Origin of the sequence: Mesorhizobium sp. M1A.T.Ca.IN.004.03.1.1 (genome assembly GCF_003997555.1) — a bacterium.
In the GTDB taxonomy this organism is placed as follows: Bacteria; Pseudomonadota; Alphaproteobacteria; order Rhizobiales; family Rhizobiaceae; genus Mesorhizobium.
The window spans coordinates 387755-411280 of record NZ_RZTV01000005.1; the positions used below are offsets into that span (position 1 = coordinate 387755).

The following is a 23526-nucleotide window of genomic DNA, read 5'->3' on the forward strand; positions in this document are numbered from 1 at the left end:
GGCTCGCTCGCCGGTCCTGCGATCAGGCCGCGAGCGAGTTTGGTTTAGACAACCACAGATTTGCGGCTTAAGCAAGAACATTACGGGAACATACGGTCCCGCCCACCGGGCAGCTGAGGGGCGCTAGTTCCGCTTCCCTTCCACGCAGTCCCAGAACAGGGCAGCAATGTCCGCGCCGCCGAAGCGCCGCACCTCGCGCACGCCGGTCGGCGAGGTGACGTTGATCTCGGTCATGTAGTCGCCGATGACATCGATGCCGACGAGGATGAAGCCGCGTTCCCTGAGCGCTGGCCCGATGCGGGCGCAGATCTCGCGTTCGCGCTCCGTGAGCTCGGTCTTCTCGGCGCGGCCGCCGACATGCATGTTGGAGCGCGAATCGTGCTCGGCCGGCACGCGGTTGATGGCGCCCACCGGCTCGCCGTCGATCAGGATGATGCGCTTGTCGCCCTTACGCACGTCCTTGAGATAGCGCTGCACGATATAGGGCTCGCGGAACAGCTGGCCGAACATTTCGAGCAGCGAGGCGAGGTTGCGGTCGGCCTCGTGCAGATGGAAGATGCCCGCCCCGCCATTGCCGTAGAGCGGCTTGACGATGATGTCGCCGAACTCCTTGCGGAAGGCGGCCACCTCCTGCGGATCCTTGGTGATCAGCGTCTCCGGCATCAGGTCCGGGAATTCGGTGACGAAGATCTTTTCCGGGCTGTTGCGCACCCAGGCCGGGTCGTTGACCACCAGCGTCTTCGGATGGATGCGTTCCAAAATGTGGGTTGTGGTGATGTAGTTCATGTCGAAGGGCGGGTCCTGCCTGAGCAGCACCACGTCCATCTCCGACAGATCGGTGCGCACCGGCTCGCCCAGAGAATAATGACTGCCCTTCTCGTCGCGCACCTGCATCTCCTCGGCGCGCGCGAACACCTTGCCGCCCCGCATCGACAGCCGGTCGGGTGTGTAGTGGAAAAGCTGGTGGCCGCGCCGCTGCGCTTCCAACGACAGCGCGAACGTGGTGTCGCCGGCGATCGACACCGTCGAGACATGGTCCATCTGGACGGCGATTTTCAACGGCATCTCGGGTCTCCGGCAATCTCTGTCGCCGATATAGGGAAATCGGCGGCATCTGCCAATCGGCCCGAGATTATCGGTCGAAGACCAGCCGGGAATAGCCGACGAAGGACAGCGCCATCGCGACCAGCGAGGCGACCGTCAGCGCCGCCAGCGGCGGCAGGGAGGGCAGCGCGAACAGAAGGGCACAATAGACGAGATAATTCACGATGCTGGTGGCGACGCCGACCCCGCCGTAACGCGCGCCCTCCTGCGCGATGCCTCGGCTCGACGGCGCAAAGGTCAAATGCCGGTTGATCTGCCAGGTGACGGTGAGCGCGAAGCCGATCGACAGCACGCGTGCCTCCAGCGGCCCGAGCGGCGTGACGGAAAGCAGCAGCCAGAGCGCGGCCGCATCGGCAACGAAGCCGATGCCGCCGGCAAGCACGAAGCGGGCAAGCCGGACCATCAGGCGGCTCGCGAGGGCTTGCCCGGCTCCCTCGTCGGGGAGGCCTCGCCGTTGAAGCCCGCGCGCCGCTCGATGCGGCCGGCAGGGATGGAAAGATAGAAGATGCGCTTCTGTTCGGCCCGGCCGCGCGACACCGAATCGAGGATCAGCCCGGTGACCATCGCCAGCATGGACAAGAGGAGCAGGCCAACGGACAGCACCCAGGTCGGCATGCGCGGAACAAGTCCTGTCTCGGCGAACTCGATCAGCACCGGGATCATCAGCCCGATGCTGGCCGCCAGGAAGAACAGGGCAAACGTGCCGAAGAAACGCAGCGGCTGCGTCTCCTTCACCAACATGGCGAACATCCACAGGATCCTGGCGCCGTCTCTGAACGTCGACAGCTTCGACGATGAGCCTTCCGGGCGGCGGCCGTAGTCGAGCGCCATCTCGTTCACTGGCAGCTTGAGCTGCGAGGCATGGACCGACATCTCGGTCTCGATCTCGAAGCCGCCGGAAACCGCCGGGAAGCTCTTGACGAAGCGCCGCGAAAAGACCCGGTAGCCGGAAAAGATATCGGTGAAATCGGCGCCGAACAGGCCCTTGTAGAGCCGGTTGAAGATGCGGTTGCCGAAGGCGTGGCCGGAGCGGCCGGCGTCGTCGGTGACGCCCCGCCGGGTGCCCACCACCATGTCCGAGCGCTCGGTCAAGAGTGTGTTGATCAGCTGCGGCGCATCTTCCGGCGCGTAGGTACCGTCGCCGTCCGCCATCACATAGATGTCGGCGTCGATGTCGGCGAACATGCGGCGCACGACATTGCCCTTGCCCTGACGCGGTTCGCGCACGACGACCGCGCCGGCCGCCCGAGCCCTGAGCGCGGTCAGGTCCTTCGAATTGTTGTCGTAGACATAGATCGTCGCGGAGGACAGCGTCTCGCGGAAGCGCCGCACGACCTCACCGATCGTCAGCTCCTCATTGTAGCAGGGCAGGAGCACGGCGATCGCCGGCTCGTTGCGGACCTCGTGCGGCATGCCTATCTCCGGTGCCCGGGCCCAGCCGACCAGCCGCGCCAATGCCGGTCCCAATGCCGGCGTCTCCGGGCCGCTATACTATTTATTGAAGCTGTTAATGCCCGGTTTAAGCCTCCATCGCCAAAGACCCTGGACCGCCAGGCATGGCGCCAAGGCCCATTTTCGCGATCTTCAGAAAATCGATTTTCCGATACCTTTCCTAAACGCTTTGCTGCCAGTCTGGTTACAAATTCCCCCGTCAGAACAGGGACATGATGCAAACGACGTTTGGCACCGGGCAGCCAGGCAGGGAAAACGCGGATCTGGCCTTCACCGATCCGCTGACCGGACTTGGCAACCATCGTCGCTTTTACGACAAGGTCGATCGCCTGATCAGCGACCGCGCCGACGATCCCGCGCCCTTCACCGTTGGCATCCTCGATCTCGATGGCTTCAAGCCGATCAACGACCTGTTCGGCCACAAGGCCGGCGACGACATCCTGATCCAGGTGGCTATGCGCTTGCGTGCCTCGATGGATGGCTACTCCACCGTCTGTCGCATCGGCGCCGACGAGTTCGCCTTCCTCTACCCGATGGTGTTCAGCGAGGAGCAGGCCGCCGAAAAATCGCGCATGCTGATCGAGATCCTGTCGGCGCCCTATGATGTCGGCGAGCGCACCGCCAGATTGTCGGCTTCGGTCGGCTGCTCGCTGTTCTATTCCGGCGACGAGACCACAGAGATCCTGATCAACAAGGCCGAGACCGCGCTCTACCACGCCAAGCGCTCGGGCCGCGGCCGCGTCGTCGTCTACACCCGCGAGATGGAGGAGGCCGCCAAGCGCGTCACCCGCATCGAGCAGGCGCTGCGCCGCGCCGTCTCGGCCGGCGAGGTCGAGCCGCATTTCCAGCCGATCGTCGACCTCACCAGTCGCCGCACCATCGGCTTCGAGACGCTGGCTCGCTGGACCGATCGCGATCTCGGCATGGTGCCGCCGAGCGTGTTCATTCCCATCGCCGAGGAGCGCGGCATCATCGGCCCGCTGTCGCAGCTGGTGCTGCGCAAGGCGACCGAGGCGGCGCGCAACTGGCCGAAGGACCTGTTTTTGTCCTTCAACCTGTCGCCGTCGCAGCTTGTCGACCAGAACACCGGCCTGCATATCCTGGCGATCCTCGACCGCACCGGCTTCGATCCGCGCCGGCTGGAGATCGAGATCACCGAAACCGGCCTGATGACCGACCCGGCTTCGGCCGAGAAGATCGTCGAGGATCTGCGCCGCGTCGGCATCCGCGTCTCGCTCGACGATTTCGGCACCGGCCAGTCGTCGCTCGGACGCCTGCGCGAATTCCATTTCGACAAGCTGAAGATCGATCGCGCCTTCGTTTCCTCGATCCTCGAAGACCGCCCCTCGGAACACATCATCCGTGCAATTCTCGCCATGTGCGAAGGACTCGGCATGGACGTTGTGGCCGAAGGCATAGAGGAGGAAGCGCAGGCCGACCGCCTCGTCCAGTTCGGCTGCGCGGGTGGCCAGGGGTATCTGTTCGGCAAGCCCGTCGATGCCGACGCCACGCTTGGCTATCTGCGCGATTCCTATCGCGGCGCGCTGCGCGCCAAGGCGATCTGATCGACCAACCTGCGATCCAAGCCGACCCGTCTGCGCCTCACGGAAGCGCGGCTGCTATTTTGTCAGACATATTGCCGCCGAAATCGCCTTTTCACCCTTGCTCCCGGGGCCGGCATGGCTAGGATGCGCGCCGGCCAAAGGGAGACAGAAATCATGATGCCATCGGCGCGTTTCGCCGACCTCGACGGCGCCTCGGTGTTGATCACCGGCGGCGGTTCCGGCATCGGCGCGGCGCTGACCGAGGGCTTCATGCGGCAAGGCGCCAAGGTCGCCTTCATCGACATCGCCGACAAGCCCAGCACGGCGCTGGCCGACCGTCTGGAAAGGGAGCTTGGCCGGCGTCCGCTCTATCTCAAGACCGATCTGCGCGACGTCGAGGCGCTGCGCGCCGCGGCAGCGAAGGCGGTGAAAGCGCATGGCGATGTCACGGCGCTGGTCAACAACGCCGCGCTCGACGATCGCCATGAGGTGAAGGATGTCACGGTCGAGTTCTGGGACAACAACCTGGCCATCAACCTGCGGCCGCATTTCTTCACCGCCCAGGCGGTGGCGCCGGGCATGAAGCGCGCCGGCCGCGGCTCGATCATCAATTTCAGCTCCACGTCCTACCTCATCAACCATCCCGACCTGCCGGCTTATACCGCCGCCAAGGCCGGTATCCTCGGCCTCACCAAAGGTCTTGCCGGCAAGCTCGGCGCCGACGGCATCCGCGTCAACGCGGTTGCGCCCGGCTGGGTGATCACCGAACGCCAGCGCGAGCTTTGGGTCACCGAGCAGGCGCTTGACGCCCATGTCGCCAAGCAATGCATCAAGCAGCCCATGCAGCCCGACGACATTGTCGGTACGGTGCTGTTCCTGGCGTCGGACGCCTCGCGCATGCTGACCGCGCAAATGCTGATCGTCGACGGAGGCGTGCTGTGAGCGGCGCGCCTGCGGTCGCCGCCCTCGACTGGGGCACGACCAGGCTCAGGGCCTGGCTGCTTGACGGCGCGGGTCAGGTGCTCGCCGAGCGGCGCGGCGACGACGGCCTGATCACCGCGCGCGAAAAGGGTTTTGCGACGGTGCTGGAAGGCCATCTCGCCGCCATGGGCGCGCCGGAGTCCCTGCCCGTCATTATCTGCGGCATGGCGGGTTCCCGCCAGGGCTGGATCGAGGCGCCATACTTCACCGTGCCTGCGCCGATCGGCGCCATCTTGGCAGGCGCCGCCCGCATCGAAGGCGAGCGCCGCGATATTCGTATCGTGCCCGGCCTCGCCCAGCGCCTCGCCGACGCCCCGGATGTCATGCGCGGCGAGGAGACGCAGCTTGCCGGCGCGAATTTGCCGGCAAAGGGCCGCCACCTCGTCTGCATGCCGGGCACCCATTCCAAATGGGTCGTGGTCGAGGACGGCGCGGTCGCCGGCTTCGGCACCTGGCCGACCGGGGAGTTGTTTTCGGTATTGGCCGCGCATTCGATCCTGAAACATTCGCTGGGCGAGCATCCGGCGCCGGTCACGGCGGATGGTCCGTTTTTCCGCCAGTGGTGCGAGCGGGCGCTGGGCGAAGGCGGCGACGTTACCTCAAAGCTGTTTGCGATCCGCGCCGCCGGGCTGCTGCAGGATTTGAAATCCGACGAGGCGGCGGCGTGCCTGTCCGGGCTGTTGATCGGCGGCGAGATCGCTTCGGCGAAGCGGCGCTACGGCGTCGGTGGAGCGCCCGTCGTGCTGATCGCTTCCGGCGCGCTGGCTTCGCTCTATGGCGCCGCTCTTGGCTTCGCCGGTCTTGCTTTTCGGGTCGTCGATGCGGATGAAGCGGTGCGCGCCGGCCTTGTCGAAGCCGCGCGCGAGAACCGCATGATCGGAGGCGACGCGTGACACAGACAGCACCCTTTCCCAGACTGAAACGCGGGCTGGTCGCCATCTTGCGTGGCCTCAAGCCGACCGAGGCGATCTCAATAGGCCAGGCGATCTTCGACGCCGGCATCGAGGCGATCGAGGTGCCGCTCAATTCGCCGGAACCGTTTTCGTCGATCACCAGGATCGCGGAAGTCCTCCCCGAAACCGCACTGGTCGGCGCCGGCACGGTGCTGACGGCGGCCGATGTCAATGCCTTGCATAAGGCCGGCGGCCGGCTGCTGGTCAGCCCCAACATCGATGCCGATGTCATGGGCCGCGCCATGAAGTATGGCATGGTGACGATGCCGGGCGTGTTCACGCCCACCGAGGCCTTCCAGGCGATCAGGCTCGGTGCTTCGGCGCTTAAATTCTTCCCGGCAAGCGTGCTCGGCGCCGGCGGCATTTCGGCGATCCGCGCCGTGCTGCCGGCAACGGCGCTGATCGGCGCAGTCGGCGGCGTTTCGGACAAGGATTTTGCCGGCTACAAAGCCGTCGGCGTCAGCGTCTTCGGCTTGGGGTCGAGCCTTTATAAGCCGGGCGCCAGCGTCGATGAAGTGGCTGAGCGCGCCCGTGCCGCGGTCGCGGCCTGGGACGAAGCCTTCGGAGGGATTTGATGGACAGCGTTTCGGTCTTCAGCGATCACATTTGCCAGTTGGGGGAGGGACCGAGCTACGATCCCGGCACCGAGACACTGTTCTGGTTCGACATCGTCAATGGCAAGCTTCTGGAAAAGCCGCTCGCCGGCGCGCTGAAAATCCATGATCTCGGCGTGATGGCCAGCGCCATCGCCGTCATCGACGATGCCCGCCAGCTGATCGCCACCGAGATCGGCCTGCAGGTCCGCGATGTTGCGACCGGCAGGTTAACGCTGCACACGCCGATCGAAGTCGACAATCCGCTGACCCGCTCCAACGATTCCCGCGTCCATCCCTGCGGCGCGTTGTGGACCGGCACGATGGGCAAGGACGAGGGCAAGGGCGCCGGCGCGATCTACTGGTTCTTCAAGGGCGAGCTTCGCCGACTGTTCTCCGACATTACCGTGTCCAACTCGATCTGCTTTTCCGACGACGGGACGATCGCCTACTACACCGATACCGCGACCGGGCTTCTGATGCGCGTCGCTTGCGATCCGGCGACCGGCCTGCCGACGGGCGAGCCGAACGTCTTCGTCGATCATCGTTCGCAAAAAGGCTATGTCGACGGCTCGGTCGTCGACCGCGACGGGGTGCTGTGGAACGCCGTCTGGGGCGGCAAGGCGGTGAAGGCCTATTCGCCGGACGGCATGCTGCTGCGCGAAATCCCGATGCCGGTAACCCAGCCTTCCTGCCCCGCCTTTGTCGGGCCGAACGCCGACCGCCTTGCGGTGACATCGGCCTGGAAAGGCAAGGACGACAAGCAGCGCAAGCTCGATCCTCAGGCCGGCATGACCTTCCTGCTCGACATTCCGGTCCGGGGCCGCTTCGAGCCGCGCGTGCTGATCGCCTGAGCGGCTTGCGCATTATCGCTCGCTCAGGTCGGTTTCCTGAAAGCCGATTGCAACCGCCATGCGATGGTAGCACCTGACTCTTCTGGGAGCTTCCATGCCGAGCAACGGCCCGACGCTGATCCTTGTCCACGAGCCGGAGAAGGCTTGCTTCGACCGGCTGGTCGCCGACGGCTACCCGACGGAACGCGCAACCGAGATCTCGTCCTATCTGGCGCAGTCGACCGACCTCGCGCCCGAATTCGGCCAGCTCGCCGCCGCTTGCGAAACGCGCGGCCTCACCTTGATGGCCGTCGAGCTGGACGACGCCGCGACCGTCTTGGCGAACGCCGATCCCGCCAAAACCCTGGTCTGGACGCTGACCGACGGCATCGCCTATTTCCGCGGCGGCGCTTCGCCTGCGCTGGCAAGGCTGAACGGACTGAAGACGATCGGCGCCGACGATTCGCTGTTCGCGCTCTGCCAGGACAAGTTCCGCTCCGGCGCCGTGCTCGGCGCGCTTGGCCTGCCGGTGCCGCCGGCCGGGCTGGCCCGCAATGGGAAATGGCTGGTCGACCCGCCGTCCTCGCCCGCCGGCTGGTTCGTCAAACCCAACCGGCTCGGCGCCAAGATCGGGATCTGGCCGGATTCGCGCATCACCGAACTTGGTCATGCACAGGAGCTCAGCCGGCGTGTCTTTGACCATTATCGCGACGATGTCGTCGTCCAGCCTTATGTCGCCGGCCGCAATGTGCGGGCAAGCTTCCTCGGTATGAGGCCGGATACCGGCGTCGAGGCGCTCGGCATCGCCTTCGTCGAGTCCGGCGGCGACTTCCAGACCATGGCCGACTCCATGGCGCTCTACGGCGATAGCGGCCAGGCCGCCAGGGACGCAGGCACCTATGCCGAGCCGGAGCTCGAGCAGGTCGCCGCCCGCCAGCCGGCGGCCGATCGCGCTATCCGCGCCATCGCGCAGGAGCTGATCGCCGGGCTTGGCCTGAAGGACGTCTTCTCGGTCGACTTCAGGGTCGAAGCCGACGACACCGTCCATCTCATCGAGTTCGAAGTCTGTCCCGGCCTGCCCTGCTTCGATTTCCGCGACTATTGCCGCAGGCAATGGAGCATGAGCCTGGCGGATGCGATGGCGGAGACGGCGACCAGCCGGCTGAGGGCATAAGCTTAGGGATTGGACCGGCCTGCGGCTGCGGAGCGGCTTTGAGACGCCGGCGAAGGATCGCTGCAAATCTCTATTCTGCGCCACCGCCTTCCTTGATCATGTCAAGGCAGAACGATTCAGACGATCAAACGCCCTCGACCAGCACGATCTCGCCATCGGCCACTTTCTGGCGAATGGCGACGGCGCGCTGATATTCCGGCGAGTGGTAGCAGTCATGCGCGGCGGCAAGCGATTCGAACTCGATGATCACGTTGCGCGCGCGGCCGGGCCCCTCGGCCTTCTCATGCTCGCCGCCGCGCGCCAGGAATTTCCCGCCGAAGCGCTCGAAAGCCGGTTTGGCCGCGGCGACATAGTCCTTGTAGCCTTCCGGGTCGCGCACATCGACGCGGGCAACCCAATATCCCTTTGGCATTCTTTTCTCCTATTTCTTTTCGCGAGCAGACGGACTTATGCCGAGCACATTTCGGCCAAGATTGCCCCGGCCGCCGCCCGCCGATCCGGCGCCTTGACGATCGGCCGGCCGACGACAAGGTGGCTGGAGCCGTTGCGGATCGCCTGCGCCGGCGTCACCACACGCTTCTGGTCGCCATGGGCGCTGCCGCTCGGCCGTATACCCGGCGTGACCACGGCCATGTCGGGACCGACGATCCGGCGCACGGTTTCGGCTTCCTCGGCCGAGCAGACGATGCCGCCCATGCCGGCATGCAGCGCCTGTTCGGCGCGCCTCAGCACCAGCGTGTGCGGATCGTATTCATAACCGGCATCGATCATGTCCTGCTCGTCCATCGAGGTCAGCACGGTCACCGCGAGCAGGCAGAGCTCGCTGCCTTTGGCTGCTTCCACCGCCGCCTGCATAGCCTTGGGATAGGCATGCAGCGTCAGCATCGAGACCCCCATCCTGACGATATTCTCGACCCCCTTGGCCACCGTGTTGTCGATATCGAGCAGCTTCATGTCGAGGAAGACCTTGGTGCCGCCGCTGGCGAGCTCGCGCGCGAAATCGAGCCCGCCGGCAAAGGCGAGCTGATAGCCGATCTTGTAGAAAGAGACGCTGCCTTCGAGCTCGCGCACCGTCTGTTCGGCTTCTTTCAGCGTCGGCACGTCGAGGCCGACGATCAGCCTGTCGCGCATGGTCTCGACCGGATGCATCAGACCTCGATCCTCACGGACAGCATGCGCGAGGTTTCGATCAGTGTACGGCATAGGCGCTCCATCGATTGGTGCAGTCTGGCGTCGCGGAATTGTCCGTCCTCGGCGAAGGCTTCATCGGCGCCGGAAACCGAGCATTCCGGCGTGATCACTTCCATCTGGCAGCGCACCAGCACCGCGCGCAGGTGGTTGATGCAGCGTATGCCGGCAAACTTGCCCTCGGAGGAGGAGCAGAGCGCGACGGGCTTGCCGTAAAGCGGCCTGAACGAGCGGCTGCCGTCGCGCCGGAGCCGGCTCACCCAGTCGATCGAATTCTTCAAGAGCGGCGGGATCGAGCCGTTGTATTCAGGCGTCGCGATCAGCAGCCCGTCATGGGCGGAAATCTGATGGCCGAGCTTCACGGCATTCTCGGGAATGCCTTTGTCCTTCTCAAGATCCTCGTCCATGATCGGCAGCGGATAGTCGCCGAGCGAGATGCGGGTCACCTCCGCACCCTGCATGGCGAGTTCCTTTTGCGCCACATCGGCCGTCCGGCCGCTGAAAGCGCCGGTGCGGATCGAGCCTGCAAAGACGAGGATTCTTGGGATTACTGCCATCGGCCACCTGTCGAGAGACGTATAGGCCGAAGAGCGATCAATCCCCAAGCGCTTTCGATGGCCAGGCGCTTTCGGTCAACATGCCTCGCGCCGGTAGATCCACAGCTGCGTCGGCGGAATGTTGCGGATGATGAAATCGAAATGCTTGACCGTGTAGTCGCCGCGGCCGGGCGGGATCGGCGACAGCGGGCCGTAGGTCAGCTGCACGATCGGCCGGCCGACGGGAATGCGGTCGAGCAGGCTTTCGATGTAGGCGATGCGCTGGGCGACCGGGAAATTGAGCAGCGGCACGCCGGAGACGACCGAATCGAACACCAAGTCGCGCTTGTCGCCGAGTGTTGCGTCGAGGTTGAAGGCGTCGCCCTCGATGACGTTGACGCGCGGATAGAGCCGGCGCAGATGGCGCACGAAGTCGGTCGAGTATTCGATCGCGTAGAGGTTCTCCGGCTTCACGCCCTGGGCGAGGATGGCGCGGGTGATGACGCCGGTGCCGGGGCCGACCTCCAGCACCGGCAGGCCCGATTTCGGGTTGACGATCGAGGCCATCTTGCGGGCGGTCACGGAACTGGTGGGAACGATCGAGCCGACAGCTTTCGGCTTGTCGATCCAGCCTTTGAAGAACTTCAGCTCGTCGTCAAATTTTTCCGCCAGCGCTTTGCGCAACCCGGGACCACGTGCCATGCGAGCTCTCCTCAACGCTCCCCGACCCGCTACTTAGCAGCTAGGTGGAACAAGGCAAGGCAAGATCTGGCATAAGATGTTGATGACGCTGAGGCAGCGCGTCAACCCCTGTCGCACCCCACTCAGGGCTCGCCGAAGGATTCGAAAAAGTCCTTCATGCGGGCGAAGAAGCCGCTCGACTGGGGCGAATTGTCCTTCGAGGAGAGCTGCTCGAACTCTTCCAGGAGCTCGCGCTGGCGCCGCGACAGGTTCTGCGGCGTCTCGACCGCCGTCTGGATGTAGAGATCGCCGACATTGGGCTGCCGCAGCACCGGCATGCCCTTGCCCTTCAGCCGGAACTGGCGGCCGTTCTGGGTGCCTTCCGGCACTTTCACCTTGGTCTGAGTGCCGTCGAGCGTGGTGACCTCGAACGAGCCGCCGAGGGCGGCGGTCGTCATCGAGATCGGCACCTTGCAGTAGAGGTCGGCGCCGTCGCGCTGGAAGAATTCGTGCGGCTTGACCGCAAGGAAGATGTAGAGGTCGCCCGATGGGCCGCCGCGCAGGCCGGCCTCGCCCTCATTGGCAAGCCGGATGCGAGTTCCGTCCTCGATGCCGGCCGGGATGTTGACCGACAGCGAACGCTCCTCGGTGACGCGGCCCTGGCCGGCGCATTTCGGGCAGGGGTCTTTGATCGTCTGGCCGCGCCCCTGGCATTGCGGGCAGGTGCGCTCGATCGAGAAGAAGCCTTGCGTTGCCCGCACCTTGCCATGGCCGTGGCACATCGCGCAGGTGACCGGCTGCGTGCCGGGCTTGGCGCCGCTGCCGGAGCATTCCGAACAGGAAATCGATGCCGGCACGCGGATCTGCGCCGTCTTGCCCAAAAACGCCTCTTCCAGCGAGATTTCCATGTTGTAGCGCAGGTCGGCCCCGCGCTCGCGGCCGCCCGACGAGCGGCGCTGGCGGCCACCCATCATGTCGCCGAAAATGTCTTCGAAGATGTCGGCGAAGCCGCCGGCGCCGAAGCCGTGCGCTGCGCCGTTCATGCCGCCCTGCTCGAAGGCGGCGTGGCCGAAACGGTCATAGGCCGCGCGCTTCTGCGGGTCCTTCAGCGTCTCGTAGGCTTCGTTGATTTCCTTGAACTTGTGCTCGCAGGCATGGTCGCCGGGGTTGCGGTCGGGATGAAACTGCATGGCGAGTTTGCGGAAAGCGCTCTTCAGCTCCTTGTCGTCGGCGCCTTTTTGCACGCCCAGCGTTTCGTAGAAATCAGCTTTCATTTTTTCCCGCTGTCCGGATGCTCAATGTCTTCAAGCATTGTCGCGTCGTCGCCGGCACGTTGTTCGATTTAGGAGCGATGTTGCCCGGATGCCAGAGCCGAGCCGTGCTCACCGGTGTTTTTCCGTCAATTTTTGGGCCAGGTCCGCACTTTTTCGGTGAAGGTTGCAAAAAAGCCCGGCCTTGCGCCGGGCTTTTCGCATTATGTGGCCGTCAGCCGGCTCAGGCCGACTTCTTCTTGTCGTCGTCTTCGTCGATTTCCTCGAAGTCGGCGTCGACCACGTCCGAATCCTTGGCGGCGTCCGCCTTGGCGTCGGCTTCGGCCGCTTCCTTCTGCGAGGCCTCGTACATGGCCTGGCCAAGCTTCATCGAAGCTTCGGCGAGCGACTGCGACTTGGCCTCGATATCGGCCACGTCATCGCCTTCAGCTGCGGACTTCAGCGCCGCAATCGCGTCGGCGATCGCGGTGCGGTCGGCCTCCGAGACCTTGTCGCCATAGTCCTTCAGCGACTTCTCGGACGAATGCACCAGCGATTCGGCCTGGTTGCGGGCCTCGACGAGGGCGCGGCGCTTCTTGTCGGCCTCGGCATTTGCCTCGGCGTCCTTCACCATCTTCTCGATGTCGGCATCGGACAGACCACCCGAAGCCTGGATGCGGATCTGGTGCTCCTTGCCGGTGCCCTTGTCCTTGGCCGAGACGTTGACGATGCCGTTGGCGTCGATGTCGAAGGTGACCTCGATCTGCGGCACGCCGCGCGGAGCCGGCGGAATGCCGACCAGATCGAACTGGCCGAGCAGCTTGTTGTCGGCCGCCATCTCGCGCTCGCCCTGGAAGACGCGGATGGTCACCGCCGACTGCGAATCCTCGGCCGTCGAGAACACCTGGCTCTTCTTAGTCGGGATCGTGGTGTTGCGTTCGATCAGCCTGGTGAAAACGCCGCCCAGCGTCTCGATGCCGAGCGACAGCGGCGTCACGTCGAGCAACAGCACGTCCTTCACGTCGCCCTGCAGCACGCCGGCCTGGATGGCGGCGCCGAGCGCGACCACCTCATCCGGGTTGACGCCCTTGTGCGGCTCCTTGCCGAAGAACTGCTTCACGATCTCCTGGATCTTGGGCATGCGGGTCATGCCGCCGACCAGCACCACTTCGTCGATCTCGCCCGCCTTCAGGCCGGCATCCTTGAGCGCCGCCTTGCAGGGGTCGATGGTGCGCTGCACGAGGTCCTCGACCAGGCTCTCGAACTTCGCCCGGGTGAGCTTCATCGTCAGGTGCTTCGGCCCGCTGGCGTCGGCAGTGATGAAGGGCAGGTTGATCTCGGTCTGCGTCGTCGACGACAGCTCGATCTTGGCCTTCTCGGCCGCTTCCTTCAGGCGCTGCAGGGCGAGCTTGTCGGCCTTGAGGTCGATGCCTTGCTCCTTCTTGAACTCGGCCGCCAGGTACTCGACCAGGCGCATGTCGAAGTCCTCGCCGCCGAGGAAGGTGTCGCCGTTGGTCGACTTCACCTCGAAGACGCCGTCGCCGATCTCGAGCACCGAAATGTCGAACGTGCCGCCGCCAAGGTCATAGACGGCAATGGTCTTGCCGTCCTTCTTCTCCAGACCATAGGCAAGTGCGGCAGCCGTCGGCTCGTTGATGATGCGCAGCACTTCGAGGCCGGCGATCTTGCCGGCGTCCTTGGTCGCCTGGCGCTGGGCATCGTTGAAATAGGCCGGAACGGTGATGACCGCTTTCTCGACCTTCTCGCCGAGATAGGCTTCAGCCGTTTCCTTCATCTTCTGCAGGATCATGGCCGAGATCTGGCTGGGCGAAAGCTTCTTGCCGCCGGCCTCGACCCAGGCATCGCCATTGTCGCCCTTGACGATCTTATAGGGGACAAGCTTCTTGTCCTTCTCCGTCACCGGATCGTCATAGCGGCGGCCGATCAGGCGCTTGACCGCGAAGATGGTGTTTTCAGGATTGGTGACCGCCTGGCGCTTGGCCGGCTGGCCGACGAGGCGTTCGCCATCGCTGTTGATGGCGACGATGGAAGGGGTCGTGCGCGCGCCTTCCGCATTCTCGATAACCTTGGGCTCCTTGCCGTCCATGATGGCGATGCAGGAGTTGGTGGTTCCGAGGTCGATACCGATTACTTTTGCCATTGTTCTAGTCTCTCCTCTAAGCAGGCTCTCAGGACCCTGAATAAGGCGTTCCGACGAAAGCCCCTGTTCACAAGAAATTCCGCCACGGTCCCCGGGTTTTCAAGGCCGGGCGGTTGGCGCGTATATAAGAACAGGCGGCACGAGGCGCAAGCATCCTGCGCAACGCATCCACCAAGCCGATCCCCTGCCGGGAACGGTGCTAAATCGCCAATTTTGCGGCCGATTTGCCGCCCGATACGCCCGGACCGAGGTAAATCCGGCGCGGGCAAAAACGTCGCAGTCGCCATGATCCGGGCGTGAATGCCTGCGAACGGAGTTCCGTGGAGCTTCAGAAAGATGTGTTTTCCGCGATCGCTTGCGCCCCCCGGTCGACAGGCGGCCAGCGGTCAGGCGGCTTGCGACATCGATCTGCGCACGTCCGCGAGGATCTCGAAGGAGCGCACCCGCGCGGTGTGGTCGAACATCTGCGCCGTCACCATCAATTCGTCGGCGCCGGTGCGGCGCACGAAGGCGTCGATGCCCTGGCGGACCGTCTCCGGCGCGCCGACGACGGCACAGGACAGCGCCTGGGCCAGCATGGATCTGGCGACGGGATCAAGGTCGCGGTCGTAGTTTTCGACCGGCGGCGGCAGCTGGCCGGGCCGGCCGCTGCGCAGGTTGACGAAGGCCTGCTGCAGCGAGGTGAACAAAAGCTTCGCCTCGGCATCGGTGGGTGCCGCAAAGACATTGAGGCCGAGCATCACATAAGGCTTGTCGAGCTGCGCCGACGGCTGGAAGCGAGTGCGATAGACCTCCAGCGCGTGGTCGAGTTCGGCCGGCGCGAAATGCGAGGCGAAAGCATAGGGCAGCCCAAGCAGCGCCGCGAGCTGCGCGCCATAGAGGCTGGAGCCAAGGATCCAGACCGGCACGTCCTGGCCTTCGCCCGGCACCGCGCGGATGCGCTGACCTTCCTCGGCCGGCTGGAAATAGCCCATCAGCTCGACCACGTCCTGGGGGAAGTTGTCGCTGGCCTCCAGGTTGCGGCGAAGCGCCCGCGCCGTCATCATATCGGTGCCTGGCGCGCGACCGAGGCCGAGATCGATGCGGCCGGGGAAAAGTGCTGCCAGCGTGCCGAACTGCTCGGCAATCATCAGCGGCGCATGGTTGGGCAGCATGATGCCGCCGGCGCCGACGCGGATAGTCTTGGTGCCGCCGGCGATATGGGCGATGACAACCGACGTCGCGGCACTGGCAATGCCCGGCATGTTGTGGTGCTCGGCGAGCCAGTAGCGCTTGTAGCCAAGCCGCTCGGCATGGCAGGCAAGGTCGAGCGAATTGGCCAGCGACCGCGAGGCATCGCTGCCTTGCGTGATCGGCGACAGGTCGAGAACCGAAAGGGCCGTCATTGGTCAGGTCTCCACGATTTGCTTCTGCCGCAACCGGGCCTCGAATTCGGCGCGGTCGGGAATGACGATGGCGAACTGGCCTTCCAGCACGTCGGCGAGTTCGGTCGCCGAGGCGATTTCCCGCTGCTCGCTGCGGCCGCCGAGATGGTGGATAGACAGGCGGTTGTTGCGCAGCGCGAGACCGAAGTCATTCATGCAGGCGGGTCCGGTTAGACCGGACCGATATAGGCACTCGCCATGGGCGCCGCAAACAGCCGGCCGGACATGCAGATTGGGCCAGGCCTCACGCGCCGGATTTGTGGTTGTTATCGCCGGCCTCGTCGTCGATCGCCATGGTCTGCTGCGCGGCGAGGAAATTGCCGACATGGCTGAGGCCATCGAAATGGTCGCAGAACACCTTGATGACCACCAGCAGCGGCACCGCCATCAGCGCGCCGACGAAACCCCAGAGCCATGACCAGAAGGCGATGGCGATGAAGATCGCCACCGCGTTTATCTCGAGCCGCCGGCCGACCACCGTCGGGGTCACGAACTGGCCCTCGACGATGTCGCACAACAAAACGAAGGCGGGTGCCAGCAGGGCGTAGGGGATCGTATCGAAGCTGATCAGCGCGATGATCGTGACCAGCAGCAAGGTGATCAGCCCGCCGACATAGGGCAGGAAGTTGAGCAGCGCCGCGGCCGCGCCCCAGACCTGCGGGTTCGGCATCCCAAGTCCCCAAAGGCCAAGTCCGATCACCGTGCCGAGGCCGGCATTGATGGCCGCCACGGTAAGCAGGTAATGGGAAATCTCGTGCTCGACGTCATAGACGATGCGCAGCGCGCGCTTCTTGTCGCTGAGGTGGGCGAAGGACTGGACGATCTTCTCGTAGAACAAGGTGCCGGAGGCGAGCAGGAACAGCGACAGCACGAAGACGAGGGTGATGCTCGTGCCGGCTCCCAGAATGTTGCTGGCCGCCGTCGACAGGATGCCGGACGGCGCCAGCGCGACCTTCTGCACACCCGGTTCCTGCGATGTCTCGGTCAGGGCCTGCAGTTGACGCGAGAGATCCATGACCCTCTCCAGCGGACGCTTGAACGGCGCCAGCCGCTCGGTGAGTTGCTCGCCGATCGAGTAGCTGTTGTTGATGAGGTCGATGACCGGGCCGCTGAGCAGGTAACCGGCGCTGGCGAAGACGAAGAGGGACAGCAACACCAGCAGCGTCGCGGAGGCGACTTCTGGGATGCCGCGCTTGCGCAGGAAGCGCACGATCGGGGTCAGCGTCAGCGCCAGCAGGAAGGCGAGGATCACCGGCATGAAGAAGGCGCTGGCGAAGTAAAGCGCGGCGATCGTTATCAGCACGAAGATGCCGATCAGCAGCAATCGAATCAGGCGCAATTCGGCGCGGGCGCTGGCGCGCTCGTCCGGGCTTTCGGCAACGTTCGAACCCGAAGCGCTCGTTTCGACCTTCATCCGTTCCCTCGCGATCGCCGAGGAAAACGTACGCGCCGCCGCCAAGGTTCCTTAGCCGGCGGTGAGGGCGCATCTTGCCGGGCAGGCGTCCTCAGGCGACGGGCGCCGGCGCGGCCTTCGCCGTTTCCTTGCGCACGACCGGCGCCACCTTGGTGCCGTAGAGCTCGATCGCCTTCATGACCTTGGCATGCGGCATGGTGCCGATCGCCATCTGCAACAGGAAGCGGTCGTTGCCGAAGATCTCGTGCTGGGCGACGATCTTTTGCGCCACCTGTTCGGGATCGCCGACGAACAGCGCGCCGTTCGGCCCGCGCGCCTGATCGAAATGCGCCCGCGAGGTCGGCCCCCAGCCGCGCTCGCGGCCGATGCGGTTCATCACCTCGGCCTGCGTTGCGTAGAAATCGTCGGCCGCCTTCTCGGTCGTCTCGCCGACGAAGCCATGCACGTTCAAGCTGGTCGCGAGCGAGGCGGGATCGTTGCCGGCGCGCCTAGCCGCCTCGCGATAGATCTCGAACAGCGGCGCGAAGCGGGCCGGCTCGCCGCCGATGATGGCAAGCGCCAGCGGCAGGCCGAGCGCGCCGGCGCGGGCGGCGGACTGCGGCGTCCCGCCAATGGCGATCCAGATCGGCAGCTTGTCCCGGAAAGGTCGGGGATAGACGCCGCGGCCGTTGATCGGCGCGCGCAGCTTGCCCTGCCACGTCACCTTCACCTGCTCGCGGATGGCAAGCAGGAGATCGAGCTTCTCGGCGAAGAGCTCGTCATAGTCCTCGAGATTGTAACCGAACAGCGGAAACGATTCGATGAAGGAGCCGCGCCCGGCCATGATCTCGGCGCGGCCGCCGGACAGAAGGTCGAGCGTCGCGAACTGCTGGAAGACCCGCACCGGATCGTCGGAAGAAAGCACCGTGACCGCGCTGGTGAGCTTGATCCGCTTCGTCCGCTCCGCGGCCGCGGCCAGCGCCACGACCGGCGCCGAGGCCGCATAGTCGGGGCGATGGTGTTCGCCGAGGCCGAACACGTCGAGACCGACCTGGTCGGCCAGCTCGACCTCCTCGATCAGGTTGCGCAGCCGTTCGTGCGGGTCGATGGCGCCGGGGCCCGGCTCCGGGCTGACATCCGCGAAAGTGTAGAGGCCAAGTTCCATTTTCATGCATCCTGATGCGCCGCTTGGGCGTTGATTGTTGGCGCTAGAGGTAGCGACCGGCCCCCAGAGCCGCCAGAGGCGCGATTTGTGAACAGTGCATCGCGCCGCGACGACGTATCCCGACGGCAACAGCCCAGATTTTCATGGCTGGCATACCGTTTTGGCGCTTGAACTCACCGCTTTCGCGCGTATGTAAGCGTCGCGAATTGACTTCAGGGAAGTGGACTTGGCTATTTACAGGGAAAAAGACATATTCGAGCGGCGCAACGCCGCGAACGAGGCAAAGAAGGCGCTCCTGGAGCGCTTCAAGTCAAAGCCGGCGGCGGACGATCCAGCGGTTCTGGCGCGTCAGGCGGAACGCAAGGCGATCCTCGAGGCCCGTGCTATCCGCGAGGCCGAGAAGGCCCGGTTGAAGCAGGAAAAGCTGGCGCGCGAAGCGGTCGAGAAGGCTGAACGCGAGGCAGCGGCCGAAGCGGCCCGTATTGCTGCCGAAGAGGCGGCGGCTGCCGAGGCCAAGATCCGCGAAGCCGAGGAAACCGAACGCATCGCCCGCCTGCTCGCCGAGGAGGCCGAACGCAAGGCCAAGCGCGATGCGCGCTACGCCGCCCGCAAGGCGCGCGTCGGTCGCACGCCTCCTGGCTTCTCGGCCCGCTAGGTTCGAGTTCGTTCGAAAAATGAATCAGGGTCGCCAGGAGCGGCCCTGAACGCGTTCGTGCTGCATCAGCCGACGAGCTTCAGCCCGACGATGCCGCAGACGATCAGGCCGATGCAGGCAAGCCGCACTGCGGTCGCCGGCTCGCCGAGCAGCCAGATGCCGAGCAAGGCCGTGCCGACAGTGCCGATGCCGGTCCATACCGCATAGGCCGTGCCGACGGGCAATGTCTTCAACGCAAGCCCGAGCAGGCCAAGGCTGACGATCATCGAGACGATCGTGAGCACGGTCGGCAGCGGCTTCGAGAAACCATCGGTATATTTGAGGCCGATCGCCCAGCCGATCTCGAACAGGCCGGCGAAGAAAAGGAAGATCCAGGACATCGCGAACGCTCCATCGATCGAGCATCGAATGCTCGACGTTTGACGTGGCGGGTCGTCCCGGCCGGGTTTCGGGGAAGCGAGGTCGTCCTCGCGGTACCGATATAGTGAGTTCTGTACCCCGATCAACAAAACACCGGCAGCATTCGGCATGCCGCCGGTTCAAATCCGCATCGAGACGGATCGGCCGCGCTGACGGCCTACTTCTCCTTGATGCGCATCGCCTTGACCGGCGGCGCCTTCGGAGCCGGGGCCGCGGCCGGTTTCTTGGCGTCCTTTTTCGGCTTGCGGGGTTCCTTGCCCGCCTTCATCGCACCTTTCGCCATGATTCGCTCCTCCGATTTGTGGGCGACACAAGTGAAACAAGAGAAGCGCCCGACCGCAAGAGGCCGCTTGCAGCTTCGAAAGCCGGCTTGCGCTATGTCAACCGTTTTCCCTTCATCCCGCGACCTCGGGATCGATCAGGCAACAGAAATGCATAGGGGCATCTGAACCTCGGAGCGGCTGGCGCATTGTCGGTGGAGCTTTGGGCGGCGGCCGCTGAGCTCCCACTTGGAAGAGGATCGGAAGCGCATGGCAGGGCATAGCGGCTCGAAAAGGGTGATCTACGCCGCGCTCGCCGGCAATGTTGCGATCGCCATGACCAAATTCGCCGCAGCATTCTTCACAGGCTCTTCAGCCATGCTGTCGGAGGGCGTGCATTCGCTGGTCGACACCGGCAATGGCGCGCTTCTGCTTTACGGCATGCGCCGCGCCGCGCGCCCGCCCGACCGCACGCATCCGCTCGGCCATGGGCGCGAACTCTATTTCTGGAGCTTTATCGTCGCGCTTCTGGTTTTCGCGCTGGGCGCGGGCGTTTCCTTCTATGAGGGCGTGATACACATCATCGCGCCGGAACCGGTCGTCAACGCCAAGGTCAACTACATCGTGCTTGGTCTTTCTTTTCTGTTCGAAGGCAGTTCCTGGCTGGTGGCGCTGAAGGAGTTCCGCCAGCAAAAAGGCAAGCAGGGCTGGTTTCAGGCGGTGCGCCGCAGCAAGGACCCCAGCGTCTACACCGTGCTGTTCGAGGACAGCGCGGCGCTGCTCGGCCTCGTCGTCGCCTTCGCGGGCATCCTTACGTCTGAACTTCTGGCGATCCCCGAGCTCGACGGCGCCGGCTCGATCGGCATCGCCGTCATCCTGGGCGCCACCGCCATCTTCCTGGCGCGCGAGAGCAAGGGCCTGCTCATCGGTGAGCCTGCTTCGCCCGAGGTGCAACGCAAGGTTCTGGCGATAGCAGACCAGGATCCGGCCGTGCAGCGGGCGAACGGCATACTGAGCGTCCATATCGGCCCGGAGGAGATCGTCGCAGGCCTAAGCATCGAATTCGAGGATCATCTCACCGCGCCCGAGATCGAAACCTGCGTTGAACGCCTGGAGTCGCGACTGAAAAAGGACATGCCCGAAATCACCAGGCTGTTCGTCAAGCCGCAGGCGACTGGCACATGGGAGCGCAGGCGTAAGGCTATCGCCGGGGGCTCCGAAGAAGACTAGATTTGAGAGAAGCAATCTTTTGGGAGCAAGCCGAATGAGAATCGACGGCGGGTGTCATTGCGGCGCCATCACCTACGAAGCGGAGGTCGATCCCGAAAAGACCTCGATCTGCCATTGCACCGATTGCCAGCAACTGACGGGAACGGCCTTTCGCGTGACGGTGGGCGCGCCAGAAGAGGATTACCGGATTACCAAGGGCACGCCGAAGGTCTACATCAAGACCGGATCCAGCGGCGCCAAGCGCGCGCAGGGGTTTTGCGGCGAATGCGGATCGCATCTCTATGCGACGTCGGTTGGCGATGGACCGAAAATCTACGGCATTAGGGTGGGCACGGCGCGCCAGCGCGACCAACTGGTGCCGAGAAGGCAGGTCTGGCACCGCTCGGCGTTGCACTGGCTGCCGGAAATCGAAGGCATCACGACCATCGAGGAGCAGTAACGGAGTTACGGCAGCTCAGTCGTCGCCTTCGACGACGCGCAGCCTGAGCTGACCCGTCTTGGAATCGGCCACGCGCGCGCCCGCCTCCACCTTGGCAGGACCGCGTGGCGGTTCGGGTTCGCCCTCGGCGAACTCCAGCGCCTCGATCTTCTGCCCGCGTTTGGTGACCTTCGTCGTCGAGACGAGGATATCGTCGATATCCCTGGCCGCCTGGCCGAAATGCGTCTGCAGCCGGCGCACACGCTCGTCGACTCGCGCCACGTCCTCCATCAGGCGGATGACCTCGCCCTGGATCAGATGCGCCTGCTCGCGCATGCGCGCGTCCTTCAGGATCGCCTGGATGACCTGGATCGACAGCATCAGCAATGACGGCGAGACGATGACGACGCGGGCGCGGTGCGCCTTCTGCACCACGGGCTCGAAATTCTCGTGAATCTCGGCGAACACCGATTCCGAGGGCACGAACATGAAGGCGGTGTCCTGCGTCTCGCCCTGGATCAGGTATTTTTCCGCGATATCGCGGATATGCACCTCGATGTCGCGCCGGAACGCCTGCGCCGCCGCCTTCTGCAAGTCGGCGGCTTCGGCGGCACGAATGGCATTCCAGGCCTCCAGCGGAAACTTGGCGTCGATGGCGAGCATCGGTGCGCCGTTCGGCATCCGCACCAGGCAGTCGGGCCGGCTGCCGTTGGAAAGGCTCGCCTGGAACTCGTACGCGCCGTGCGGCAGGCCGTCGGCAATGATCGCCTCCATGCGCGACTGGCCGAAAGCGCCGCGAGTCTGCTTGTTGGAGAGGATCGCCTGCAGCTGCACGACCTGTCCGGCTAAAGATTGGATGTTGCCCTGCGCCGTGTCGATGACCGCCAGCCGCTCCTGCAGCTTGGCCAAGCTCTCATGCGTCGACTTGGTCTGCTCGGCCATGGTCTGGCCAAGGCGGCCGGTCATGGCGTCGAGCCGCTGTCCGAGCGATTGGGTGAGCTCGGCCTGCCTGGCGCCGAACACTTCGGCGATCGCGCCCATGCGACCCTGCATCTCGGTCTGCGCCTGAAGAATGTCCGCCATCCTGGCCTCGGTGTCGCGGGCATGGTCGGCCGCTTCGGCCGCCGCTGCCGCGCGCGCCTTTCCCGCGCGCCACAACGCGATGACGAGCGCCAGGAACAGCGTCAGCAGCAGCAGCGCTCCGAAGCCAAGCGCCTCGCCGAGCCTGATTGTGGTGGCGCCGAGCCGCGCCACGGGTTGCGAAAGGGTCATGTCGTTCATTTGGGCAGCATAGCCGATTCGCTCTGCTGGCACAGATCAAAACGTGAACAAGTCAAAGCCGCCCCGGTTGACGCTTTTCCATCGACGTCTTAGGTGAGACGCCATGTCGATCAAGCCGCTCATCATCCTTCCCGATCCGATCCTGCGCCAGGTTTCCAAACCGGTCGAGCGCGTCGACGGTGACTTGAGCAAGCTCACCGACGACATGCTGGAAACCATGTATGACGCGCCGGGAATCGGGCTGGCGGCGATCCAGGTCGGCGAGCCGCGGCGTTTGCTGGTCATCGACCTCGCCAAGGAAGGCGAGCCGCCGGCGCCGCATGTCTTCATCAATCCGGAAATCCTCGAAAGCTCCGACGAGCGCTCGGTCTATGAGGAAGGCTGCCTGTCGATCCCTGACTACTATGCCGAGGTCGAGCGTCCCGCGGCGGTGCGGGTGAAATATCTCGACCGCGAGGGCAAGCTGCAGGAGATGCAGGCCGAAGGCCTGATGGCGACGTGCCTGCAGCACGAGATCGACCATCTTAACGGCGTGCTGTTCATCGACCATATCTCGAAGCTGAAGCGCGACATGGTGGTCAGGAAATTCAAGAAGCTCGCCAAGGACAAGGCGCCGGGCAAGATGGCGGGCTGAACCTCATTCGAGCATTCCACGCAGGATCCAGTCTTTCCCGACTTCGATGGCTTTGGAACCCAACTCAAACGCAAGCGCGCGAGACTTTGGCGAGAATATCAAAACCACGACTAATGCCACTGCAAAAAGCGGCGTGAGGTAGACAGCTAATGCCCGCTCACGTCGTTTGGACAACTCGCCCTTCGTAGATTCCTCA

Annotated in this window: 26 protein-coding genes; 10 read left to right on the forward strand and 16 right to left on the reverse strand. The window is 64.5% G+C overall.

Annotation, left to right across the window (positions count from 1 at the left end; all coding sequences use genetic code 11):
• Positions 1–123: 123 nt before the first annotated feature.
• The 3 genes from gshB to EOD29_RS19005 all read right to left on the reverse strand — a co-directional run bounded on the left by gshB (position 124) and on the right by EOD29_RS19005 (position 2517).
• Entirely contained in the window at positions 124–1065 is a 942-nt protein-coding gene (gene gshB / locus EOD29_RS18995; protein WP_127247452.1) for a glutathione synthase, read from the reverse strand.
• Positions 1066–1132: 67 nt separating this feature from the next.
• Positions 1133–1507, reverse strand: a complete 375-nt coding sequence (locus EOD29_RS19000) for a GtrA family protein (RefSeq protein WP_127247453.1) — start codon at positions 1505–1507, stop codon at positions 1133–1135.
• A complete protein-coding gene (locus EOD29_RS19005; RefSeq protein WP_127239416.1) occupies positions 1507–2517 on the reverse strand; it encodes a glycosyltransferase in 1011 nt (336 codons plus the stop codon). Before EOD29_RS19005 ends, EOD29_RS19000 begins: the two co-directional genes overlap by 1 nt.
• Before the next feature lie 254 nt (positions 2518–2771).
• Between EOD29_RS19005 and EOD29_RS19010 the strand changes: the two genes are divergently transcribed.
• The 6 genes from EOD29_RS19010 (at position 2772) to EOD29_RS19035 (ending at position 8634) form a co-directional block, all read left to right on the forward strand.
• Complete coding sequence (locus tag EOD29_RS19010; protein WP_067324636.1) at positions 2772–4121, forward strand: EAL domain-containing protein; 1350 nt, start codon at positions 2772–2774, stop codon at positions 4119–4121.
• A 153-nt stretch (positions 4122–4274) separates the two neighbouring features.
• Complete coding sequence (locus EOD29_RS19015; RefSeq protein ID WP_127247454.1) at positions 4275–5042, forward strand: SDR family oxidoreductase; 768 nt, start codon at positions 4275–4277, stop codon at positions 5040–5042.
• Positions 5039–5974: a 2-dehydro-3-deoxygalactonokinase gene (locus EOD29_RS19020; protein WP_127247455.1), complete on the forward strand. Its 936-nt coding sequence runs from the start codon at positions 5039–5041 to the stop codon at positions 5972–5974. The genes EOD29_RS19015 and EOD29_RS19020 overlap by 4 nt, the downstream gene beginning before the upstream one ends.
• Positions 5971–6609, forward strand: coding sequence for a 2-dehydro-3-deoxy-6-phosphogalactonate aldolase (locus EOD29_RS19025; protein ID WP_127247456.1), 639 nt, complete (start codon positions 5971–5973; stop codon positions 6607–6609). Before EOD29_RS19020 ends, EOD29_RS19025 begins: the two co-directional genes overlap by 4 nt.
• On the forward strand, positions 6609–7481 hold the full coding sequence (locus EOD29_RS19030) for an SMP-30/gluconolactonase/LRE family protein (RefSeq protein WP_164763785.1): 873 nt from the start codon (positions 6609–6611) through the stop codon (positions 7479–7481). The genes EOD29_RS19025 and EOD29_RS19030 overlap by 1 nt, the downstream gene beginning before the upstream one ends.
• Before the next feature lie 94 nt (positions 7482–7575).
• Positions 7576–8634, forward strand: a complete 1059-nt coding sequence (locus tag EOD29_RS19035) for a D-alanine:D-lactate ligase-like protein (protein ID WP_127247458.1) — start codon at positions 7576–7578, stop codon at positions 8632–8634.
• A 124-nt stretch (positions 8635–8758) separates the two neighbouring features.
• On the opposite strand, the gene EOD29_RS19040 is transcribed toward EOD29_RS19035, so the two are convergent.
• From EOD29_RS19040 to EOD29_RS19085, 10 genes are all read right to left on the reverse strand, one after another.
• On the reverse strand, positions 8759–9046 hold the full coding sequence (locus EOD29_RS19040; RefSeq protein ID WP_127247459.1) for a DUF1330 domain-containing protein: 288 nt from the start codon (positions 9044–9046) through the stop codon (positions 8759–8761).
• Positions 9047–9081: 35 nt separating this feature from the next.
• Entirely contained in the window at positions 9082–9783 is a 702-nt protein-coding gene (gene pyrF / locus EOD29_RS19045; protein WP_127213858.1) for an orotidine-5'-phosphate decarboxylase, read from the reverse strand.
• Entirely contained in the window at positions 9783–10379 is a 597-nt protein-coding gene (locus tag EOD29_RS19050; protein ID WP_067323746.1) for an NADPH-dependent FMN reductase, read from the reverse strand. Before EOD29_RS19050 ends, pyrF begins: the two co-directional genes overlap by 1 nt.
• A gap of 75 nt (positions 10380–10454) precedes the next feature.
• On the reverse strand, positions 10455–11060 hold the full coding sequence (gene pmtA / locus EOD29_RS19055; protein ID WP_095799004.1) for a phospholipid N-methyltransferase PmtA: 606 nt from the start codon (positions 11058–11060) through the stop codon (positions 10455–10457).
• 122 nt (positions 11061–11182) lie between these two features.
• Entirely contained in the window at positions 11183–12313 is a 1131-nt protein-coding gene (gene dnaJ / locus EOD29_RS19060) for a molecular chaperone DnaJ (protein WP_067003083.1), read from the reverse strand.
• 220 nt (positions 12314–12533) lie between these two features.
• The gene (gene dnaK, locus EOD29_RS19065; protein ID WP_095782077.1) at positions 12534–14450 is read right to left on the reverse strand and encodes a molecular chaperone DnaK; all 1917 of its coding nucleotides are present in this window, start codon (positions 14448–14450) and stop codon (positions 12534–12536) included.
• Between the two features lie 386 nt (positions 14451–14836).
• Complete coding sequence (locus EOD29_RS19070) at positions 14837–15835, reverse strand: LLM class flavin-dependent oxidoreductase (protein ID WP_067323751.1); 999 nt, start codon at positions 15833–15835, stop codon at positions 14837–14839.
• A 3-nt stretch (positions 15836–15838) separates the two neighbouring features.
• Complete coding sequence (locus EOD29_RS19075; RefSeq protein WP_245322439.1) at positions 15839–16030, reverse strand: hypothetical protein; 192 nt, start codon at positions 16028–16030, stop codon at positions 15839–15841.
• 88 nt (positions 16031–16118) lie between these two features.
• The gene (locus tag EOD29_RS19080) at positions 16119–17288 is read right to left on the reverse strand and encodes an AI-2E family transporter (protein WP_067323755.1); all 1170 of its coding nucleotides are present in this window, start codon (positions 17286–17288) and stop codon (positions 16119–16121) included.
• Between the two features lie 91 nt (positions 17289–17379).
• Positions 17380–18432, reverse strand: a complete 1053-nt coding sequence (locus EOD29_RS19085; RefSeq protein WP_127247460.1) for an LLM class flavin-dependent oxidoreductase — start codon at positions 18430–18432, stop codon at positions 17380–17382.
• Between the two features lie 226 nt (positions 18433–18658).
• Between EOD29_RS19085 and EOD29_RS19090 the strand changes: the two genes are divergently transcribed.
• Entirely contained in the window at positions 18659–19087 is a 429-nt protein-coding gene (locus tag EOD29_RS19090; protein WP_127247461.1) for a DUF6481 family protein, read from the forward strand.
• A 65-nt stretch (positions 19088–19152) separates the two neighbouring features.
• Here EOD29_RS19090 and sugE read toward each other — a convergent pair whose 3' ends face one another.
• Together sugE and EOD29_RS37880 are read right to left on the reverse strand one after the other, a co-directional pair.
• A complete protein-coding gene (gene sugE / locus EOD29_RS19095) occupies positions 19153–19467 on the reverse strand; it encodes a quaternary ammonium compound efflux SMR transporter SugE (RefSeq protein ID WP_095825476.1) in 315 nt (104 codons plus the stop codon).
• Between the two features lie 197 nt (positions 19468–19664).
• Positions 19665–19790 (reverse strand): hypothetical protein, encoded by a 126-nt coding sequence (locus EOD29_RS37880; RefSeq protein ID WP_082953831.1) that lies wholly within the window; start codon positions 19788–19790, stop codon positions 19665–19667.
• 247 nt (positions 19791–20037) lie between these two features.
• Here EOD29_RS37880 and EOD29_RS19105 point away from each other — a divergent pair, with 247 nt between their 5' ends.
• On the forward strand, positions 20038–20997 hold the full coding sequence (locus EOD29_RS19105; RefSeq protein WP_127247462.1) for a cation diffusion facilitator family transporter: 960 nt from the start codon (positions 20038–20040) through the stop codon (positions 20995–20997).
• Positions 20998–21031: 34 nt separating this feature from the next.
• The gene (locus EOD29_RS19110) at positions 21032–21436 is read left to right on the forward strand and encodes a GFA family protein (RefSeq protein WP_067323761.1); all 405 of its coding nucleotides are present in this window, start codon (positions 21032–21034) and stop codon (positions 21434–21436) included.
• Between the two features lie 15 nt (positions 21437–21451).
• Here the strand turns inward: EOD29_RS19110 and EOD29_RS19115 are convergent, their stop codons facing one another.
• Positions 21452–22696 carry a DNA recombination protein RmuC gene (locus EOD29_RS19115; RefSeq protein WP_127247463.1) on the reverse strand — a complete coding sequence of 415 codons (1245 nt, stop codon included), beginning with the start codon at positions 22694–22696 and terminating at the stop codon, positions 21452–21454.
• 103 nt (positions 22697–22799) lie between these two features.
• Here EOD29_RS19115 and def point away from each other — a divergent pair, with 103 nt between their 5' ends.
• Entirely contained in the window at positions 22800–23330 is a 531-nt protein-coding gene (gene def / locus EOD29_RS19120; protein WP_127247464.1) for a peptide deformylase, read from the forward strand.
• Positions 23331–23526: the final 196 nt, after the last annotated feature.

What these genes read in the sequence shown, in the direction of transcription:
- gshB (WP_127247452.1), bottom strand. Translation starts at nt 1,065, where the DNA reads ATGCCGTTGAAAATCGCCGTCCAGATGGACCATGTCTCGACGGTGTCG.
- EOD29_RS19000 (WP_127247453.1), bottom strand. Translation starts at nt 1,507, where the DNA reads ATGGTCCGGCTTGCCCGCTTCGTGCTTGCCGGCGGCATCGGCTTCGTT.
- EOD29_RS19005 (WP_127239416.1), bottom strand. Translation starts at nt 2,517, where the DNA reads ATGCCGCACGAGGTCCGCAACGAGCCGGCGATCGCCGTGCTCCTGCCC.
- EOD29_RS19010 (WP_067324636.1), top strand. Translation starts at nt 2,772, where the DNA reads ATGCAAACGACGTTTGGCACCGGGCAGCCAGGCAGGGAAAACGCGGAT.
- EOD29_RS19015 (WP_127247454.1), top strand. Translation starts at nt 4,275, where the DNA reads ATGATGCCATCGGCGCGTTTCGCCGACCTCGACGGCGCCTCGGTGTTG.
- EOD29_RS19030 (WP_164763785.1), top strand. Translation starts at nt 6,609, where the DNA reads ATGGACAGCGTTTCGGTCTTCAGCGATCACATTTGCCAGTTGGGGGAG.
- EOD29_RS19035 (WP_127247458.1), top strand. Translation starts at nt 7,576, where the DNA reads ATGCCGAGCAACGGCCCGACGCTGATCCTTGTCCACGAGCCGGAGAAG.
- EOD29_RS19040 (WP_127247459.1), bottom strand. Translation starts at nt 9,046, where the DNA reads ATGCCAAAGGGATATTGGGTTGCCCGCGTCGATGTGCGCGACCCGGAA.
- pyrF (WP_127213858.1), bottom strand. Translation starts at nt 9,783, where the DNA reads ATGCATCCGGTCGAGACCATGCGCGACAGGCTGATCGTCGGCCTCGAC.
- EOD29_RS19050 (WP_067323746.1), bottom strand. Translation starts at nt 10,379, where the DNA reads ATGGCAGTAATCCCAAGAATCCTCGTCTTTGCAGGCTCGATCCGCACC.
- pmtA (WP_095799004.1), bottom strand. Translation starts at nt 11,060, where the DNA reads ATGGCACGTGGTCCCGGGTTGCGCAAAGCGCTGGCGGAAAAATTTGAC.
- dnaJ (WP_067003083.1), bottom strand. Translation starts at nt 12,313, where the DNA reads ATGAAAGCTGATTTCTACGAAACGCTGGGCGTGCAAAAAGGCGCCGAC.
- dnaK (WP_095782077.1), bottom strand. Translation starts at nt 14,450, where the DNA reads ATGGCAAAAGTAATCGGTATCGACCTCGGAACCACCAACTCCTGCATC.
- EOD29_RS19070 (WP_067323751.1), bottom strand. Translation starts at nt 15,835, where the DNA reads ATGACGGCCCTTTCGGTTCTCGACCTGTCGCCGATCACGCAAGGCAGC.
- EOD29_RS19075 (WP_245322439.1), bottom strand. Translation starts at nt 16,030, where the DNA reads ATGAATGACTTCGGTCTCGCGCTGCGCAACAACCGCCTGTCTATCCAC.
- EOD29_RS19080 (WP_067323755.1), bottom strand. Translation starts at nt 17,288, where the DNA reads ATGAAGGTCGAAACGAGCGCTTCGGGTTCGAACGTTGCCGAAAGCCCG.
- EOD29_RS19085 (WP_127247460.1), bottom strand. Translation starts at nt 18,432, where the DNA reads ATGGAACTTGGCCTCTACACTTTCGCGGATGTCAGCCCGGAGCCGGGC.
- sugE (WP_095825476.1), bottom strand. Translation starts at nt 19,467, where the DNA reads ATGTCCTGGATCTTCCTTTTCTTCGCCGGCCTGTTCGAGATCGGCTGG.
- EOD29_RS37880 (WP_082953831.1), bottom strand. Translation starts at nt 19,790, where the DNA reads ATGGCGAAAGGTGCGATGAAGGCGGGCAAGGAACCCCGCAAGCCGAAA.
- EOD29_RS19105 (WP_127247462.1), top strand. Translation starts at nt 20,038, where the DNA reads ATGGCAGGGCATAGCGGCTCGAAAAGGGTGATCTACGCCGCGCTCGCC.
- EOD29_RS19110 (WP_067323761.1), top strand. Translation starts at nt 21,032, where the DNA reads ATGAGAATCGACGGCGGGTGTCATTGCGGCGCCATCACCTACGAAGCG.
- EOD29_RS19115 (WP_127247463.1), bottom strand. Translation starts at nt 22,696, where the DNA reads ATGAACGACATGACCCTTTCGCAACCCGTGGCGCGGCTCGGCGCCACC.
- def (WP_127247464.1), top strand. Translation starts at nt 22,800, where the DNA reads ATGTCGATCAAGCCGCTCATCATCCTTCCCGATCCGATCCTGCGCCAG.